Annotated in this window: 17 protein-coding genes; 7 read left to right on the top strand and 10 right to left on the bottom strand. The window is 48.1% G+C overall.

Annotated features, from left to right (window positions below):
• Positions 1 to 181: 181 nt before the first annotated feature.
• From OXN25_14435 to OXN25_14415, 5 genes are all read right to left on the bottom strand, one after another.
• Positions 182 to 1,099, bottom strand: coding sequence for a transposase (locus OXN25_14435; GenBank protein ID MDE0426051.1), 918 nt, complete (start codon positions 1,097 to 1,099; stop codon positions 182 to 184).
• 71 nt (positions 1,100 to 1,170) lie between these two features.
• A complete protein-coding gene (locus tag OXN25_14430) occupies positions 1,171 to 2,616 on the bottom strand; it encodes a sulfatase-like hydrolase/transferase (protein MDE0426050.1) in 1,446 nt (481 codons plus the stop codon).
• 26 nt (positions 2,617 to 2,642) lie between these two features.
• Positions 2,643 to 3,401, bottom strand: a complete 759-nt coding sequence (locus OXN25_14425; GenBank protein ID MDE0426049.1) for a phytanoyl-CoA dioxygenase family protein — start codon at positions 3,399 to 3,401, stop codon at positions 2,643 to 2,645.
• A gap of 114 nt (positions 3,402 to 3,515) precedes the next feature.
• Complete coding sequence (locus OXN25_14420; protein ID MDE0426048.1) at positions 3,516 to 4,355, bottom strand: phytanoyl-CoA dioxygenase family protein; 840 nt, start codon at positions 4,353 to 4,355, stop codon at positions 3,516 to 3,518.
• A gap of 20 nt (positions 4,356 to 4,375) precedes the next feature.
• Positions 4,376 to 5,146 carry a class I SAM-dependent methyltransferase gene (locus tag OXN25_14415; GenBank protein MDE0426047.1) on the bottom strand — a complete coding sequence of 257 codons (771 nt, stop codon included), beginning with the start codon at positions 5,144 to 5,146 and terminating at the stop codon, positions 4,376 to 4,378.
• 216 nt (positions 5,147 to 5,362) lie between these two features.
• On the opposite strand from OXN25_14415, the gene OXN25_14410 reads away from it, so the two are divergent.
• Positions 5,363 to 6,349, top strand: a complete 987-nt coding sequence (locus tag OXN25_14410) for an NADP-dependent oxidoreductase (protein MDE0426046.1) — start codon at positions 5,363 to 5,365, stop codon at positions 6,347 to 6,349.
• Between the two features lie 12 nt (positions 6,350 to 6,361).
• A complete protein-coding gene (locus OXN25_14405) occupies positions 6,362 to 7,414 on the top strand; it encodes a zinc-binding dehydrogenase (GenBank protein ID MDE0426045.1) in 1,053 nt (350 codons plus the stop codon).
• 105 nt (positions 7,415 to 7,519) lie between these two features.
• Here the strand turns inward: OXN25_14405 and OXN25_14400 are convergent, their stop codons facing one another.
• On the bottom strand, positions 7,520 to 8,500 hold the full coding sequence (locus OXN25_14400; GenBank protein MDE0426044.1) for a Gfo/Idh/MocA family oxidoreductase: 981 nt from the start codon (positions 8,498 to 8,500) through the stop codon (positions 7,520 to 7,522).
• Positions 8,501 to 8,518: 18 nt separating this feature from the next.
• Positions 8,519 to 9,277: a hypothetical protein gene (locus OXN25_14395; GenBank protein MDE0426043.1), complete on the bottom strand. Its 759-nt coding sequence runs from the start codon at positions 9,275 to 9,277 to the stop codon at positions 8,519 to 8,521.
• Between the two features lie 331 nt (positions 9,278 to 9,608).
• Here OXN25_14395 and OXN25_14390 point away from each other — a divergent pair, with 331 nt between their 5' ends.
• Positions 9,609 to 10,499 carry an NAD(P)-dependent oxidoreductase gene (locus tag OXN25_14390; GenBank protein MDE0426042.1) on the top strand — a complete coding sequence of 297 codons (891 nt, stop codon included), beginning with the start codon at positions 9,609 to 9,611 and terminating at the stop codon, positions 10,497 to 10,499.
• A 2-nt stretch (positions 10,500 to 10,501) separates the two neighbouring features.
• Here OXN25_14390 and OXN25_14385 read toward each other — a convergent pair whose 3' ends face one another.
• Both OXN25_14385 and OXN25_14380 read right to left on the bottom strand, forming a co-directional pair.
• The gene (locus OXN25_14385; GenBank protein ID MDE0426041.1) at positions 10,502 to 11,272 is read right to left on the bottom strand and encodes an ABC transporter ATP-binding protein; all 771 of its coding nucleotides are present in this window, start codon (positions 11,270 to 11,272) and stop codon (positions 10,502 to 10,504) included.
• Positions 11,273 to 11,291: 19 nt separating this feature from the next.
• Entirely contained in the window at positions 11,292 to 12,161 is an 870-nt protein-coding gene (locus OXN25_14380) for a DUF58 domain-containing protein (GenBank protein MDE0426040.1), read from the bottom strand.
• A gap of 144 nt (positions 12,162 to 12,305) precedes the next feature.
• Here OXN25_14380 and OXN25_14375 point away from each other — a divergent pair, with 144 nt between their 5' ends.
• From OXN25_14375 to OXN25_14360, 4 genes are all read left to right on the top strand, one after another.
• Entirely contained in the window at positions 12,306 to 13,133 is an 828-nt protein-coding gene (locus OXN25_14375; protein ID MDE0426039.1) for an HAD family hydrolase, read from the top strand.
• A gap of 36 nt (positions 13,134 to 13,169) precedes the next feature.
• Positions 13,170 to 14,297 (top strand): oligogalacturonate lyase family protein, encoded by a 1,128-nt coding sequence (locus tag OXN25_14370; GenBank protein MDE0426038.1) that lies wholly within the window; start codon positions 13,170 to 13,172, stop codon positions 14,295 to 14,297.
• Positions 14,298 to 14,529: 232 nt separating this feature from the next.
• Positions 14,530 to 14,868: a type II toxin-antitoxin system HigB family toxin gene (locus tag OXN25_14365; protein MDE0426037.1), complete on the top strand. Its 339-nt coding sequence runs from the start codon at positions 14,530 to 14,532 to the stop codon at positions 14,866 to 14,868.
• Positions 14,869 to 14,874: 6 nt separating this feature from the next.
• Positions 14,875 to 15,729, top strand: a complete 855-nt coding sequence (locus OXN25_14360; GenBank protein MDE0426036.1) for a tetratricopeptide repeat protein — start codon at positions 14,875 to 14,877, stop codon at positions 15,727 to 15,729.
• Between the two features lie 14 nt (positions 15,730 to 15,743).
• Here the strand turns inward: OXN25_14360 and OXN25_14355 are convergent.
• Positions 15,744 to 16,801: mandelate racemase/muconate lactonizing enzyme family protein (locus tag OXN25_14355; protein ID MDE0426035.1), on the bottom strand; the 1,058-nt coding region annotated here is incomplete at its 5' end.

Raw genomic sequence — 16,801 nt, 5'->3', positions numbered from 1 at the left:
TTGCCCATCTACATCCCCAAGCTAAAGCATGGGGTCTTGACGGGAAGATTGATAAGTAGGACTTACGCAATGTTGATAGAAATAATAGGATTTTGCAGTTGTTGTCGGATGTAATCCTGGAGTAAACTTGCTTTGAGTTGATAAATCGTTTGACCGGCTGCACGTGCGGCACGCATCAAACTCACCTAGACCCAGAAACAATAGGCAATATGATTGCGTTGGGCACGATACTTGCGACACTGACACTTACCGATCCCTGTGGTTGCTTCAGTTCCCGATGAAGTTGCTCAATCTTCCAGGGGAGACGACAGGTCTCGTGCGTCGCCTCAACATCGCATTGAGATAAATCGTTGGTTACAATATATGCCGTGCGTCCAGAGGCAGACGCTATCCGGAACACCTTCACTTGATGGTCTTTCGGGAACTTTCGGATATGCACAAGTTTGCCCGTAGGCACTTCCGAAGCCGTCCACGTCAACGCCTCTACACGTTGGTAGCCTGAGGCAACTGAAGTGCTGACGAGCCGGCTGCGTTTCACAGGGGCATAGGAGACCTTAGAAAGTGCTTCAATCGCTTTCATGACCTTCATTGAAGCATACCAAGTATCCATCAGCACCCTCCGAAACGCAAGACGTTTGACGAAGGGGGCATTTCGCAACATATCTACAAGATGCTGAAGTTTGGTTTTACCATCTCGGTCACTGTCATAAATACGATAATCAATGATCCAATACGCCTGCGTCTTTGGATTGACATAGCGGCATGTGACGATACCGATCCCTGTAATGACGCGCTTCTCTGAACCGCTCCATTGTCTACGAACGCTTTGAATCGCTTTGGCATACGGTTTTGCCACAACGGTATCGTCAAAGATCAGGTAGCCATCGGGGTCAAACTCAATGTCATTTTTCACCGAGCGCCAGAGGTCTCCCGCAGAGATACGTTCTTCACGCAGCAACCGATTGAGTTGGTCATGACTCCATCGGTCTGTATGCTCCGCAAAATACGTCTGCGTAAAGTTGTGAAAACTGGCTAAGAGAAACTGGCAATAATCCGATAATAACGGGAGTCTTTTTTCTGAAACATTTAGGGTCGTCATAAGGCTAAAGTATAACACAACTCTAACTTAATGCGTAAGTCGTAATAAAAATAAAAAACTGCTAATTTTTATCAAGTTTTTTCGCGAACAATTAATTTTTCTGATATAATCGGACGATGCGGGTCAATGAACCTGTTGTTCTCATCTTTACGGCGTGGTTCAGGTAAGGCATCGGCTTTGGCACGCAGCTTCGCAAGCGCATCGGCGTAGGCAGGAACATCAATCAGATTGTTTCGTTCATCTGGGTCTTTGGAGAGATCAAAGAGCTGTTCGGGCCACCCTTTGTTGTTGTCAAATCGGAAGTACTTTAGGCTGCCCTCTTTGACCATAACAGAGGGTCCATTTTGGGCACGCCAGAGTTCACTATAAACAGTATCGTGCCAGTCGGTTGCATTTCCTTCAATCAGCGGCACGAGCGACTGTCCATCAAGTTGATCAGGGGCAGGGATCTCCGCCAACTCACACAGGGTCGGAAACAGATCCACTAACGAGACATTCTGCTCAACGATTCTTGGTTCTCGCCCAAACCGCTTCGGGTACCAGATAGAGAGCGGCACCCGTGCCGAAGCCTCAAAGAAACTCTGTTTTTCCCATACGCCTTTCGTCCCAAGCATCTCACCATGGTCAGAGAGGAAAACGATAATAAAATCGTCCAAGACGTTCAGATGTTCGAGTTTCTCAATGACGCGGTTGAATTGGGCATCCATCCACTCAATCATCCCGTAGTAGGCAGCGGTCGCCCGGTGTGCCTGACGATAGGTTACATCTTCGCCGACCCTAACCCTAAAAAAATCGTCGCATTCAAATTGTTCGTTCGGCTCTTCAACGATAGGCTCCACGCGCTGCATGTAGTAGGTAAATAGATCCATCGGACACTGATACGGATAGTGGGGTGCTATGAGACTTACCGCCATACAGAGCGGGTTTGCTTTCGGACGATCATAGGAGGCGTTGACGAAATACTCCTCAAGAAATAGCAGCGCACCGTCCACATTGTATTGGTCATGGATCATCCACTGTCCTAAACCCGGTTGGGCATCACGGATCTCTTGAATCACCTTGTTTTGCTTCATACCCGTCCCTGGTTCCGGTTCAATCTGTGCGTGGTGTTCATCTTTAACAGCCGGATACGGATACCCGTTATTACCAATGATATCGCGTCCGACGCGTTCGCGCCAGCCGTGCATCACATCCGTTCCGACGAAGTGCATCTTACCAGCACAACAGGTGTAATATCCATAGTTTCCCAGCTGCCCCGGAATCGTTCGGACTTCCGTCGGCATCGGATCGCCGAAATTGAGACTCCCGCAGTTACGTGGATAAAGTCCTGAAAGGAAACTCTGTCGGGCAGGCACACAAATTGGCGAAGGTGTGTAAGCGTTACGGAAGTAGGTCCCTTCCTCCATAAACCGAGAAAGCGTCGGCATACGGATTGCCGGGTCTCCTTCGATTGGCTGAATATCAGGACGATGTTCATCGTTGATGAGGAATAGAATGTGGGGTTTATTTTGTGGCATGATTATTGTTCGCGGTTCGCGACTTGCTAATAAAGAGACATCAATCCTTCTGCGCCGGGAATAGGTTTTCGTTCAAATTCGGGGGTAATCCAGCGGGCACCGGAAGGTCTACCGGGGTTCCGATAGGCGTAGACGATACACCACCGAGTATGACTATCAGGTTTTCGTGGACTTACTGCATGTGCGGCATGTGTCCACATCAACGCAACTGTGCCAGAGGGTGCGGATAACGCCTCGATTTCAAGCGGTTCCGCAGTCTCTGGATGCTTTCTGCCAGCGAGCCAACCTTCGCGGAGCACCTCGTCTGTTGGAGCATGGATCCTTGCATCCCGATAGAGATGGCTTCCAGGAACAGCCTTTAACCCACCATCGTCGGGTTCAAATCCATTGACGTAGAAGAAGATACGGACGAACCCCAAACTTGGGTTATCATCAGCGTATCCGTGACTATGCCATCCAATACCACGATTGCCCCCGGGTCTATTGAGGCTCACACAATGGTCGTATCGGATATCTTCACCCAAAACTTTCCGTGCAAGTTCAATCATCTGCGGGTGTGCAATCAGGCTTTCGAGATAATCGTCATATTCTGCAGAAAATCGGTTGGGTTCATGTCCTTCTTTCGACGTACGAGAGAGTTCATGGATATGGGAGAGTGAGTTCGTCAACTTCTCTTGTGCATCTGGCGTGAGCAAGCCGGGGAGAACGAAATGACCATCGCTATCCAACGTTTTTCGTTCTTTCTGACCAAACGCATAGGAATGAAAAATCGGGGGCTGTGGCATGGAAAACTTCCTTTCGTTCAGGCATTACAATTATGCGCTTAAATCCTACATACTGTATAGTGTATCATGAAATAGCCTTTTTTCAAATTGAATTCTGTCTCTATCAAAACTCAACTACTTCAATGCAGGTCCCGGATTCCGATTCCATTTTAAGGGTTCAACATCGCCATCACAGATCGGCGCGAGTTCGGCGATTCGTTCCCACTCCGCCTCCGACCACGCGAAACTTTGCCGAAGTCTGCCGATATGTGCTTGCATACTTGCCGGCAACAGCGCAAAAAATGGATGATACCAGAGCGTAATCACCGTCCGACGTTCATCTGATTGATTACCGTGCGAAGCGTGTAGGAGTCGAGAATCACCGATAACCAAATCCCCTGCTTTCACAGGTATGTCAATTTCACCAGGAAACTGTTGATATGCCGGATGAGCGGCATCTTCCACGCGCTGCAGTGCCTCACCGTGCGCATTGGGGAGTATATCGTGCAGCGGATGACGATTGAGGTGCGAACCACCAATCACACGGAGACAACCGTTGTCGGGTGTTGTGTCAACCAGATAGTACATGAGAAACAACTGTTGTGGCAGTGCTGTATAGCTGCACGGATCGTCCCACCCCCACCAATCCTGATGCCAAAATAGCGGTGGACTTTGCGGAGGTTTGCTGATGACGTATCCCGATGAGAATTTCGGTCTCAAGAAACCCAAAGCCTCAAGAGCCTGCAACGCCCGTGGATAAGCAACCAATTCGGCGAACAACGGGTGCATATAGACGCTAATCATACTGCCAGAGGAACGATGGGCTGCGCGCGCATCTTCTGTCTGCGCGTCAATCAATTCGTCGGTCACCGTCCGGAGCCGCGCAAGCATTTCTTCCTTCAAAACGTTCTCAATCACACAATAACCGTCAATAATTAATTGATCGTATTTCTCTTTCGGTTTTTCGACTTTCATATTTGTCCCCAATTGTTCTATCACTTTTTAGCGACAACAGAAAACCCATCGTCTTTTGGATGGAAGTCTTCGAGTCTACGCTTCTTGTAGAAATGGACATCCGTAAATCCCGTCCCTGCAAGACAGTTCTTGATTTCGTTTGGTCGGAGGTGCTGATTAAAAAAGTCACATCTGTAATGTTTCTGCGTCCCTAAGTCTATTTTCAGCCAAGTGCATCTTTCGCCTTCGTTATCTTCGTCCCATTCTGTCTTTTGTAGGACAAACACGTTTTTCTCAAGCTCACTCCGATCCTCCATTGGAGATCGCTTCTTTCGCATTGATGGATTTGAATGCACAAAGTAAAGCCTGCCGTTAGGTGTGAGTGCTTTATAGATCCGTTTTAGGAGCAATACCAACCTCTCCCTGGAGTTATAGAAAAACGAGCCTTCAAAGAAAATAACAGAAAACGCCTCTTCAAAACGCATTTCATTGTAGTCACCCAAAACATATTCAATCTCTAAATTTTCGAGTTGTGTAATTCTTTTGGCTTCAGCAAGAAAGTTGGGCGACATGTCCATGCCAACAACAGGGTAGCCGCGCCGGACAAATTCACGCGAATAACTTCCGATTCCGCAGCCTGCCTCTAATATTTTGTCATTTTTAGATAACTGGAGTGCCTGTTCATAGAACGGAATATGCTTTTTTATAAATTCTGGTGCCTCAAAATTGTGTCCCGCATGTTCAAGGTACCATCCATCGTATACTTCATGCCCAAAATCAGTTCTCATAAACTCGCTGGGGAGATCGTTCATTTTTTTCCTTAGATTGAAGGTAGGTTCTCAGGTCAGTAGTTCGGGGAGTTGTCTATACATTTTGATAATTCACTATAATCAAACCACATTTGCAAATAAAAGTCAAACAAATTTTGGGAGGGTAAGTGCCTCCCACCTTGACTTTTTTCTTAAATATGCTATCATTAGATTAATACCAAATCAGACAAATCAAGTTACCAATCGAGAGGAGAAAAGATGTCGAATGTTGTAAGTCGGCAAATTCGTCTTAAGAACAGGATTGTTGGGATGCCAAAGGAAAGTGATTTTGAACTCGTGGAGACATCCCTGCCTGAACCCGCGGCAGGAGAGGTATTAGTCCAAAACCTTTACACATCCGTAGACCCATATATGCGCGGTGCCATGCGCGGGGTTGAACTCGGCAAACCCCTGGAAGGCAGATGTGCCGGTCAGATTCTGCAATCCAACAGCGATGCGTTTCAAGTCGGAGACTATGTGACAGGCATGTTAGGGTGGCGTGATCATTACGTTGCATCAGCAGAAAGCCTAACTGCTGTCGATCTGTCAATCGCTCCGCTGCAGTCATTTTTAGGTGCAGTCGGTATGCCCGGACGCACCGCCTATTTCGGATTTCTGGAGATTGGGCAGCCCAAAGCAGGAGAAACAGTGTTTGTATCTGCAGCAGCAGGTGCCGTCGGTTCCATCGTCTGCCAAATCGCTAAAATTAAAGGCTGCCGAGTCGTCGCAAGTGCTGGCTCTGACCAGAAAGTCGCATGGCTATTGGAGACAGCAGGCGTTGATGCCGCTTTTAACTACAAAAATGTTGATGATTTGGAAGCCGAACTCAGGAAACACTGCCCAGATGGGCTTGATGTATACTTTGAGAATGTCGGTGGCAGACATCTCCAAGCCGCACTTGCAGTGATGAATATGCATGGACGTATTCCGCTGTGTGGGATGATCTCCCAATATAACGATATTGAACCGACACCGGGTCCGACCAATCTCAGTTCCGCTATCGGTAAACGGATTAGACTACAAGGGTTTATCGTCACTGACTTCATGGAACGCAACGCTGAATTTTACCGCGACATGCGGCAGTGGATAGCGGAAGATAAAATACAGTGGGAAGAGACAATCGTAGAAGGTTTAGAGAATGCACCAAAGGCGTTTATGGCACTTTTCACAGGTGAGAAACTCGGCAAAATAGTCGTCAAAATATAAAGGAGTTTTACAATGGAAACCACCAGAACCGCACGCGCCACCGTGATGAGTGGCAAAAATTTTGAAGTCCGAGAATATCCGATAGTCGATCCCGCGCCCGGGACAGTCTTGGTCCGTCAAGAGTTAGGTGGTATTTGTGGCACCGATCTCCACAACTGGGAATTCGGACATATCAAACACGATATTATCCTCGGGCATGAGAATGTCGGTGTGATTGAGACGCTCGGGGAAGGTGTCGAAACAGACTACCTTGGGAACCCGGTTAAAGAAGGGGACAGAATCGCGCTCTCACCGAGTGGCGGACTCGGTTTCTCTCCATCGGAAGAAGCACCATATCTGCGCGGTGGATTCAGTGAGTACATCTATCTTTCAAATCCAGACACAAATATGTTCCTTAGAACCGATCTACCCCCAGAAATCGCTGTTCTCGCTGAACCGGCTTCTTGTGCGGCACACTGTGTCTCTCGTGGACGGATCGAATTTGGGGATACAGTGGTGATTCAAGGTACGGGTCCGATCGGTCTGCTTGCCCTCAATTGGGCAAGAGTTTCTGGCGCAGGTAGGCTTATCGCTGTTGGTGGACCTCCAGGAAGACTTGAAATGGCAAAAAGACTGGGGGCAGACCTTACCATTGACATCGCCGAAGTGTCAGACCCGGAAGAACGGAAAAAAATTGTCCGCGAAAATACGTCGCAAGGCGAAGGTGCCGATGTCGTCTACGAATGCACCGGCTTTCCCGCCGCTATCCCCGAAGGTTTAGACTACATCAGGTACAGCGGAACTTACGTTGTCTATGGACATTTCGTAGATGTCGGCACTTTTGACTGCAATCCGAACCAGATGTTAATGCGTAAAAACCTGCGATTGGAAGCCGGATGGGGGTTCGAGAGAAAGCATTTCCTCCGCGCCATCCCAATGCTTGAGAAGCACGCCTCGCTTTTTGGCGGGTTTGTCAGCCACATTCTTCCATTAGAAGATGTGTCCAAAGGTTTTGATGCGCTTCATGAAAACTATCACTTAGATGGCAAAGATACGATTAAGATTGCTGTCAGGGGTGGTGCCTAAACGGGTAGGTTAGGGGCAGGCACAAGACCTGCCCTACAAAAATGTCAACACAAAGGGCAGGCACAAGACCTGCCCCTACAAGAATAGCGTCCATTACACATTCGGTTAGACAAACGCTGCGCTTTCCACATCTGCGAGGAACACCCGCGCACCATTTTGCAAGGCGGAGCGATGTACCGCTGCTTCAAACAACAGTTCATTCCACGCGGCTTCACCGTCGGCGGGAAAAGATGTGTCGGCGTGCATCGCTTTGACCACACCGTCAGCCATCCGCTTAAAAGACTCCGGCATCTCTGGACTTCCGGCTTCGGCTTCCCAGAGTTCCTCGTGTTCTGAACTATTCGCTTTTCGTCGGCAGTACCAACCCTCTAAACCGCGTGCTTCGGCGTAAGAGGTTTCGCCAAGGACTTTCACCCGAAGCGGATGATCATCGTAACCCCACAGGTTCGTGCCGCTCAGGGATCCGATGACCCCGTTTTCCCAACCGATATGAATCAGTCGTTCCCAGTCGCGGTCTTGCTTCGGATCCCCGATAGTACTTACCCACTCCGGTGTGCCCATCGTCCAGAGGATTTGGTCGATAACGTGTGACCAGCAGTTGAAGTGCGCCCGGGCGTGTACCATCCGAATTTCACCCAACCGACCTTCTGCAACGTCATCGTGAAGTTTTCGGAAATGGTGCATAAATCGGTAGTTGAAATCAATGCCGAACTTCAGTCCAGAATCGCGCCATGTTGATATAGCGGGTGCTGCAATAGCAAGATCGGGTTCCCGTACGCGATGCTGTCCTTCTAATCCACAGAGCGGTTTCTCTGTAAATACATTGCGTCCGGCTTCGAGCAATTGCCGAAGCGGGGGAATACGACGGGTCTCATTGACAATGAGAAGCACGAGTTCGGCATCGCAATCCGCTAAGAGTTCCTCAATCGAGTAATATCCCGGCACACCAAATTGTTCTTCTGCTTTCGCGAGGAGTTCCGGGTCCATATCGCATACCGCGACGACTTCCGCGTCCGGATGGTTGTGGAAGTTCCCACCGTGCATCAACCCCATACCTCTACCGCTGATAAGCGCACATCTTGTCATGGCTCAATTCCTCTCAGTTTATCGGACCTTCGATTTCAGGTCTCCCCACCTTGTCGCGAGTTTTCCTTCAGGTTCAACAGCAAGCTTTTGTGGATCAAAATTATCGGCGAAGATCTCCTCTTCGTGCTCAGGTGTTGCAACGACAACATTATCAACACCATAAATACCGAATTTCCAGCAGTCGAAACTAATGTTTCCGGACTTGTAAGTATCGTCCTTGATTTCCCACTCAGCGACCTGGACCTTCTTCTTTTTATCAGTGATGTCCCATATATGAATGGTCACCCGCTTTTCGTCCGTCATCAGTGCCGCTTTGAGTATGAAATGTTCAGATGCTGCATCGTAGTTAGACGACGCGGGTCCACCCTTCGCTGGGAAAGGTTGCCAAGCAGCAACCGGTCCAGCTTTGTTTGTTGTCACTTTAACGCTGTTGCGTCCCCACCAGCGCATCCAATAAGAACCATCAGGTGTCTGCCGCAACGCACCGCCGCCGTCTCCCTGTCCACTCCATTCGATGATGAACCATTCGTAATAGATAACCATATCGTTGAAGTGTTGAACAGACCGCAGACTCACATAGTCTCCACCGGATTTCCCTTGATTCAAATAGAGGATACCGTCTTTCGGGTAGACAAATTTGGGGTGCCCCGTCTGCCATTTCGTCGTTAAGTCCAAATCGCCCTCAAAATCTTCCTGCAACAAAATTTCCGCATGCACATTATACGCCCCAAAAACAAGTAACGCCAAAATCAAGGCGTATCTAATTAGGTGTATCATTTTTTGGAAACTCCTTTATTCGGGTCCATTACATTGGAAAAGTAGTCTAAGGAAATTAAGACAAATTGTGGTTTAAGGGCGCGATTCCCCTCAATGGCTCTATTATGAAGCCGAAGCGAAACGCGCCCAATCCAGTGATACCGTAATCCAGCATTCGCAGTATATCAGAGAAAACAAAAAAGGTCAAGGAAAAATGGACTTTATAGATATAAGTAGATTCGGCGTGCCTCTATTCCTCTTGATGCTTCTTTTCAAACATGCTACACTTTTATCCACGCCTCACATCACAAGACGAAAACGGCACTCTCAGAAACCAAAGTATAGGAAAATTATGAACACTCAACAACTCCCCACAATCGGTTTTATTGGACTTGGAAACATGGGCGGGCGGATGGCGAAAAATCTCCATAATGCCGGGCATCCGCTCATGGGATATGACATCGACCCCACAAAATGCAAGGCACTCGCTGCAACAGGCGCGACTGCTGGAAAAGATAGCAATGAAGTCGTCAAAAACAGCGATGTCATCATGACCAGTTTGTGTTCCTCCGCTGTTTTTTGCAGCGTCGCTGAACAACACCTCATTCCCAATGCCCGCGACGGTCACGTTTTTATCGACTTAGGCACGACAGAATTAGAACAGACACGGAAGATCGCAACGGCACTCACCGAAAAAGGCGCGACCCTGATAGACGCACCGGTAAGTGGTGGATCCAACGGATCCGAAACAGGAACACTTCGGATCTTCGTTGGTGGTGATGCAGCGGTCGTTGAAAAGCATCGTCCAATCTTGGAAATCATCGGTGAACCGAAATACGTAGTGTATTGCGGTCCGAGTGGTTCCGGTCAGATTGTCAAGGGTGTGAATCAACTGGCGATGGGACTCGGTGATGCAGCATTTATGGAGGCGATGGCTTATGGGGTCTGTGCCGGTGTAGACCCAGAGGCAATCCGAAAGGTCGTCGGAATGGGTGATGGATGGCGTGGACAGTTTGACAGAATCGCCAAACGTATCGTTGATGGAACCGGTAAGACGCTCGTTGTGAAATATCCAGAACTGCCGTATTTTCTTGCAGCAGCAGAGAAAGCCGGATTTGAAATCCCGTTGACCAAAGCACTCTACGAGTTTTGTAAAAAGGGGAATTACGAAATGTTTGACAATATGAATCGCTCCTCACGTTCATTTTGGCATGAATTGACCAAGGATTCTGAAGAGAAATAGACTTAGCCTGCATCGAAAACGGCTGATATTTCGATCTGTAGGAGAGACAAAAGTTCTCTTTTCAAGCGAATGAGAGCAGTATCAGTGATGTCTCTTGGACGCGATAGAGAGACAGGCACCTCTGCCTTGAGCGTCGCGGGTCGGGCAGTTAGCACGTAAATTTTATCTGCAAGCAACAGTGCTTCCTCAATATCATGGGTAATGAGCAAAACGGTCTGCCTGTCTTCTGCCCAAATGTCGAGTAGGATGGATTGCATGACAGTCCGTGTCATTGCATCCAACGCACCGAACGGTTCATCTAAAAGCAGCACCTTTTTCCGAAAAAGGAGCGTCCGGACGAGCGCGACGCGTTGCCGCATTCCACCCGATAGCTGCATTGGATAACTGTTTTCAAACCCGCTTAATCCGAGTTGCGCCAAACGCTTTTGTGCTTCCTCCCGCGCGGTGTCAAGCAGTTCGTTGTGAATCTCTGGACCAATGAGGACATTTCTCAGGACAGTTCGCCACGGTAAGAGAAGATCCTTTTGTTGCATATAAGCAAAATCACCGGTATTGCCATAGATGCGTTTGCCGTTGAGGTAAATTTCTCCAGTGTCCGGCACAAGTAGCCCAGAAATAATATTAAAAAGCGTGCTTTTCCCACAACCCGAGGGACCCAATAAAGCGACAAACTGCCCTTCATCAACAGAGAAATTCAAGGTATCCAATACCTGTAATCGGGTATCTTTTTGAACAAAGCTTTGTGTTAAATTCCGGACCTCTAATTTACTCATAACCTTACATGCCTTAGCCTCAAGCAGCACGTTGGCGGAAAAATCGGATAAGCGGCTTTACATAGGATTCATCTGTTCTGATGTGAATAGAATCAATTTGGCTTGCTCGGAAAATCTGTCTACGTTCAGCATCGGCACGTTGATTAAGCTCTTGATACGACTGTCGCGCTGTCTCGGAACGCGTATCAATAACGACCGTCTCTCCGGTCTCAGCATCCGCCAGTTCTATGAGTCCAATGTTTGGCAATTCCACCTCGCGTCTGTCCTGTAAGGCAATCGCAATAAGTGAATGCCGTTTACTGCTCAAACGCAACTGCTTTTCATATCCTGTATCCTTAAAATCAGAAATGAGAAACACAACGCTGTGGGGCTTGAGCACGCGATCGACGAACGCCAACGCCGTTTCAATACTTGTACGCGGTTGCTTCGGCTGAAAACGAAGTATATCCCGAACGACGCGTAAGACGTGTCTTCTCCCCTTCCGCGGCGCAACGAAGTGTTCAACGGTATCCGTGAAACAGATGAGTCCAACTTTATCGTTATTCTTGATAGCGGAAAAAGCAAGGAGTGCCGCAATTTCAGCAGCAATTTCCGCTTTCGTCTCAGCGATACTCCCGAAACCCGTCGAGGCACTCATATCCACAACCAACATCATGACGAGTTCACGTTCCTCTACATACTGTTTGATGTAAGCCTGCCCCATGCGTGCGGTTACATTCCAATCAATCGCACGAATCTCGTCTCCCACTTGATATTCACGGACCTCGTCGAAGGTAATCCCTTGTCCTTTGAAGACACTCTCATACTCCCCCGCGAAGACGGTGTTGACGAGGCGATTGGTAAATATTTCGATGTGCTGGATTTTTTTAAGAATCTCTTTTTCGTTCATGTATCGGTAGTTGTCAGTTGTCGGTTATCAATAAAAACACTTGCTTAACTCTCTAAGCCCTATTATACTATCAGGAAAAAGAAGGGAAATCAACGCCTTTTTATTCTGAGATCACTTGGTATAACTTGCAAGTCAAAATTCGTTATGAACAACTTAGAAAACACCGCAATTGAGATTCACCGTGAGATTCAAACAGGGAATATTCGTCATGTCGTTTTCGATTTCGATGGCACAATCTCGCTAATTCGAGACGGTTGGCAGAATGTAATGGTCCCATTGATGATTGAATGCCTCCAAACCGAAACGGACACCACCGAAACACAAGAAGAACTGGAGGCACTCGTCGTTGAATTTGTGGATAGACTGACCGGCAAACAGACCATCTATCAGATGATTCAGTTAACTGAAGAGATTGAGAAACGCGGCGGAACACCGAAGGAACCCATCGCTTACAAAGACGAGTACAACCGCCGATTGCTGCCCGTCGTTGAGGAACGCATTGCTGGACTCGCAGCAGGCACACTGTCTGCTGATCCCCTTCGCGTGCCGAGGTCCCTCGAATTTCTTCAAAGCCTCCGTGAAATGGGGATCAGCTGCTATCTCGCCAGCGGAACAGATGTCGAATTCGTCAAAAATGAGGCGACACTCCTCGGTGTTGCAGAATACTTTGACGGTGGGATTTTCGGTGCCTTGCGGGAATATAAGAAGTTTTCCAAAGCCATGGTCATCCAAAAAATTATCACAGATTTTGAACTCAGCGGAAGCGAATTGCTCATCGTCGGAGACGGCTACGTAGAGATCGAAAATGCCAAAGAGGTAGGCGCAATCGCTGTCGGTGTAGCATCCATTGAGGACAATATGTACAATATGAATGCTGATAAACGGGAACGCCTCATCAGTGCCGGTGCGGATATTATTATTCCTGACTTCCGAGAGGGAGCGCAGCTGCTGGATTATCTATTCAATCTATAGAATTCATTTTATAAACAAACGCACGAGGAGTAAACTATGGCAAAATACGCGAAAGCGTCCGTTCACCCTTCCGAACTACGCGAATTTCAAGACGACCAAACGGGCACGCATATCTATCAACTCACAAACGATACCTCCATCAACCATAACCTCTACTTCCTGACATCTTCGTTCACCCCCAACCAAGAACACCTTATCTTTACCTCCTACCGTTCAGGAAAGCCGAATTTTTTCAAGTTGGAATTCCCCAACGGCGATATTGTGCAGCTAACGGATGCTGACGACATCCACGGCTATTCCGGTGTGATCTCCAAAGATGGCACGGAACTCTTTTATACACAAGCGGATGCTATAAAGGCAATCCATCTTGATACACTTGAGGAACGCGTGCTTGCAGAATTTCCGAATGGAAGTCTCGGTGAATGTAGTGTCAGTGCGGATGAACGGTTTATCGTAACAGCCATGAAACGCGACGACAAATCGCACATTACTGTTACGGCTACTGATGGCAGCGATGGTGAGGTCATCTATACCTCCCCCGACCAGACGATTATCCACCCGCAGTTTCACCCGAAACACCCCGACCTCATTGCCTATTCTGGCGATCCGGCACCGCGGATGTGGACTATCAAACGGGACGGCACGGAAAACCTAAGCCTCTATCAACACGATAACAACGAGTTTCTTGTGCACGAGACCTTCCTTGGTTCGCTGGACGAATTGATTGTGACGCATTGGCCCTACGCGCTTCGGCGGATGTCTCTGGAAACGCTACAGATACAGACGATTGCCGATTTCAACGCGTGGCATATTGCCAGTAACCGCGCCGGAACGAAGGTCCTGTGTGATACCGTTCACCCCGATATTGGTCTGCGACTTGTTGATGTGGAGACGGGTGAACATACGCCTATCTGTTATCCGCAGAGTTCGTCCAGTGGGAGTCAGTGGAAAACCGATCGGTACGCCCTCGCAGAAGACTGGGCAGCCGCACAGCAAACAGGCGACAGAGAGAAGGCACTCAGTTGGATGGAGATGAAGGTGGACACTGTCTATGGACCGCAGTGGACGCACCCACATCCCTCATTTAGTCCTGATGAGTCGGCGGTTGTGTATACCTCGGATGTTTCGGGGCATTCACAGGTTTATGTTGCTGTGATTCCGTAGGACGGTTGCTACTGGGTTTGGAAAAGATACTCCTGATGTCAATGGCGATGGAGTTGTCAATGTCTTGGATTTGGTGGCTGTGGCGAATCAGTTTGGGCAGTAAATCAACATTGCTATCTCAATGTCAATACGGTATAATAGATAGCGTTGTGATGAAAATTCCCGCGCTGCTGAGCAAAAGAGTGAAGCATACACCAATGATAATAGCAGGTCCTATTGAAATATCTAGCCAATGAAAATTGTTTACGGACGAAAACTAACGGAATTTGCTCAGAGACATCCGAATGCTAGATCAGGACTCGAACACTGGTTTCGGCTGATGGCACAAGGCAGTTTCCGTTCAATTGTTGAGATGCGCCAAACGTTTCTACACGCGGATATTAGAAAGGAACATTCAATTTATTCTGGGAGACGGGTTCCTTACAGCAACCGAGAAACAAAATACACAGTTTTCAACATTGGTGGAAATAAAGCGCGTCTTACTGCCATTGTACAATACGAGTTTCAAAGGGTTATCATTGAGAAGGTAGAAACACACGCAGAATATGATAAATCGAACAAGCGGAGATAAAAAACGATGTTAACCGACACACAAACTGCCCAGAATGTTCCACCCCTGTTAGCACCCTCAATATCAGTTAGATTGAGCACACCTGAACTTCAAAAGCAGGAGGCTCCGGTACTTCAGCAACCTCTACACCAGCAAACTGTTGAGGCTGAGCCTTATCCAGAAAGTGCTGCACAATGGCTTGCAGAGGTCTTGAATCTGTTAACCAATATTGTGGAGTGCAACCCAGACCTGGACTGTGCCATTGTAACAAAAAACGACTATAAACAACTGTCAAAAATATTAGAGGATTTAATCCATGGAATAGGTGAAGACGAAAGTCATCCCCTGTCATCATCAATGGCATTCATTGGCGGACTTATTCAAAGATATGAAGATGAACACTTTCCAAAATTGACGGACATATTTCCAGAACTGAAGGAAGATCCCCCTGTCAAAGCTGCCTCGCCAAATAAGAAATCCACCGTTACAATATGGACTGAAACAGAGATAGCTATCCATGCGTTTTTCTGTATTGGTGGACTTTTTTCAGAAGTCAGATCGCACAAGAAAGCCATTTCTGCCTACGATATGACACTTCGCTTGAACCCTAATTTCGCCGAAGCTTACTACAATCGCGGAACCGCAAAGACGTCCGTTGCCCAATACGAGGCTGCTATCGCAGATTTTGACGAAGCCATTCGCCTGAAGCCAAAATTTGTTGCAGCTTACTATAATCGTGGTTTAACGAAACTTACGCTCGATCAGAGTGAGGCGGCGGGTGCTGATTTGCAGATCGCGTTAAAACTGGCTGAACAGCAAAAACATGACGATATTAAAACCAACATCGCGCAACACCTTCAGGAACTCAATGCTTCCGAGTAAAACGCATAAAACGCCTAACTCCACAGCCTATCGTGCGAACGTTCGGAATCCCACTCTGTCGTCGGCGCGAAGTAGTCTGTCTCATCCCGATGGAGATGCTCTCGGATAACCTCCTCGTTAAGGTCTATACCTAACCCCGGAGTTTCGGGAACATTAATATAACCATCTTGGATAATCGGATTCGGTAAACCCGTCACCATCTCATCCCACCACGGATTGTCAACAGAATGGTTTTCTAACACCAAAAAGTTCGATGTCGCTGCGGCGCAGTGGACGCTCGCCATCGCAGCGATAGGTGTACCCGCCATGTGGAGTGCCATCGCAATGCCGTGTTCCTCCGCCAGATCACCGATTTTCTTTGTTTCTAAAATCCCACCGGATGTCGCAATATCGGGGTGTGCTATCGCAATCCCACGACTCTCAAACAGGGGCATGAAGTCTTCTTTGCAGTAAATGTCCTCACCCGTGCAGATGGGTGTCGCACATGAATTTGAGAGACGTACATATTGGTCGGTATACTGCCACGGCACCATATCCTCCAACCACGCGAGGTTGTATTTTTCCAATGCCCGCGCGATACGGATACAATCCTCAATACCGATATGCCCAAAGTGATCGACCGAGAGTGGAATCTCATAACCGATAATATCCCGAACCGTTTCCACATATTCACACAATATGCTGATACCCTTTTCGGTGAGACGAATGCCGGTAAAGGGGTGCATTAGGTTAGAGGTTTCTAAATGCCCAGCGGGAGCAGAGATGGTGCCGGGCGTTCCACGCAGCAACCCAACACCGATGTCCATCTTCAGAAAGGTAAATCCTCTATCCATACGTTCTTGGAGTACCTTACCCATCTCTTCGGGGTCTCTGAGGGATGGCGTATCGCTATAGCATCGGATTTTGTCTCGGAATTTGCCACCAGCGAGTTGATAGCACGGCACGCCATACGCCTTGCCAGCCAAGTCCATGAGTGCCATTTCAATCCCACAGATACCACCGCCTTGCCGTGCGTGATGACCGAACTGTTTAATCTGTCGAAAGATTTTATCGACGTTACACGGATTTTCAC

This window comes from Candidatus Poribacteria bacterium (genome assembly GCA_028820845.1).
Classification (GTDB): Bacteria; Poribacteria; WGA-4E; order WGA-4E; family WGA-3G; genus WGA-3G.
Note: the sequence above shows the minus strand (reverse complement) of the source record. Positions and strands in the feature narration are given on the sequence as shown.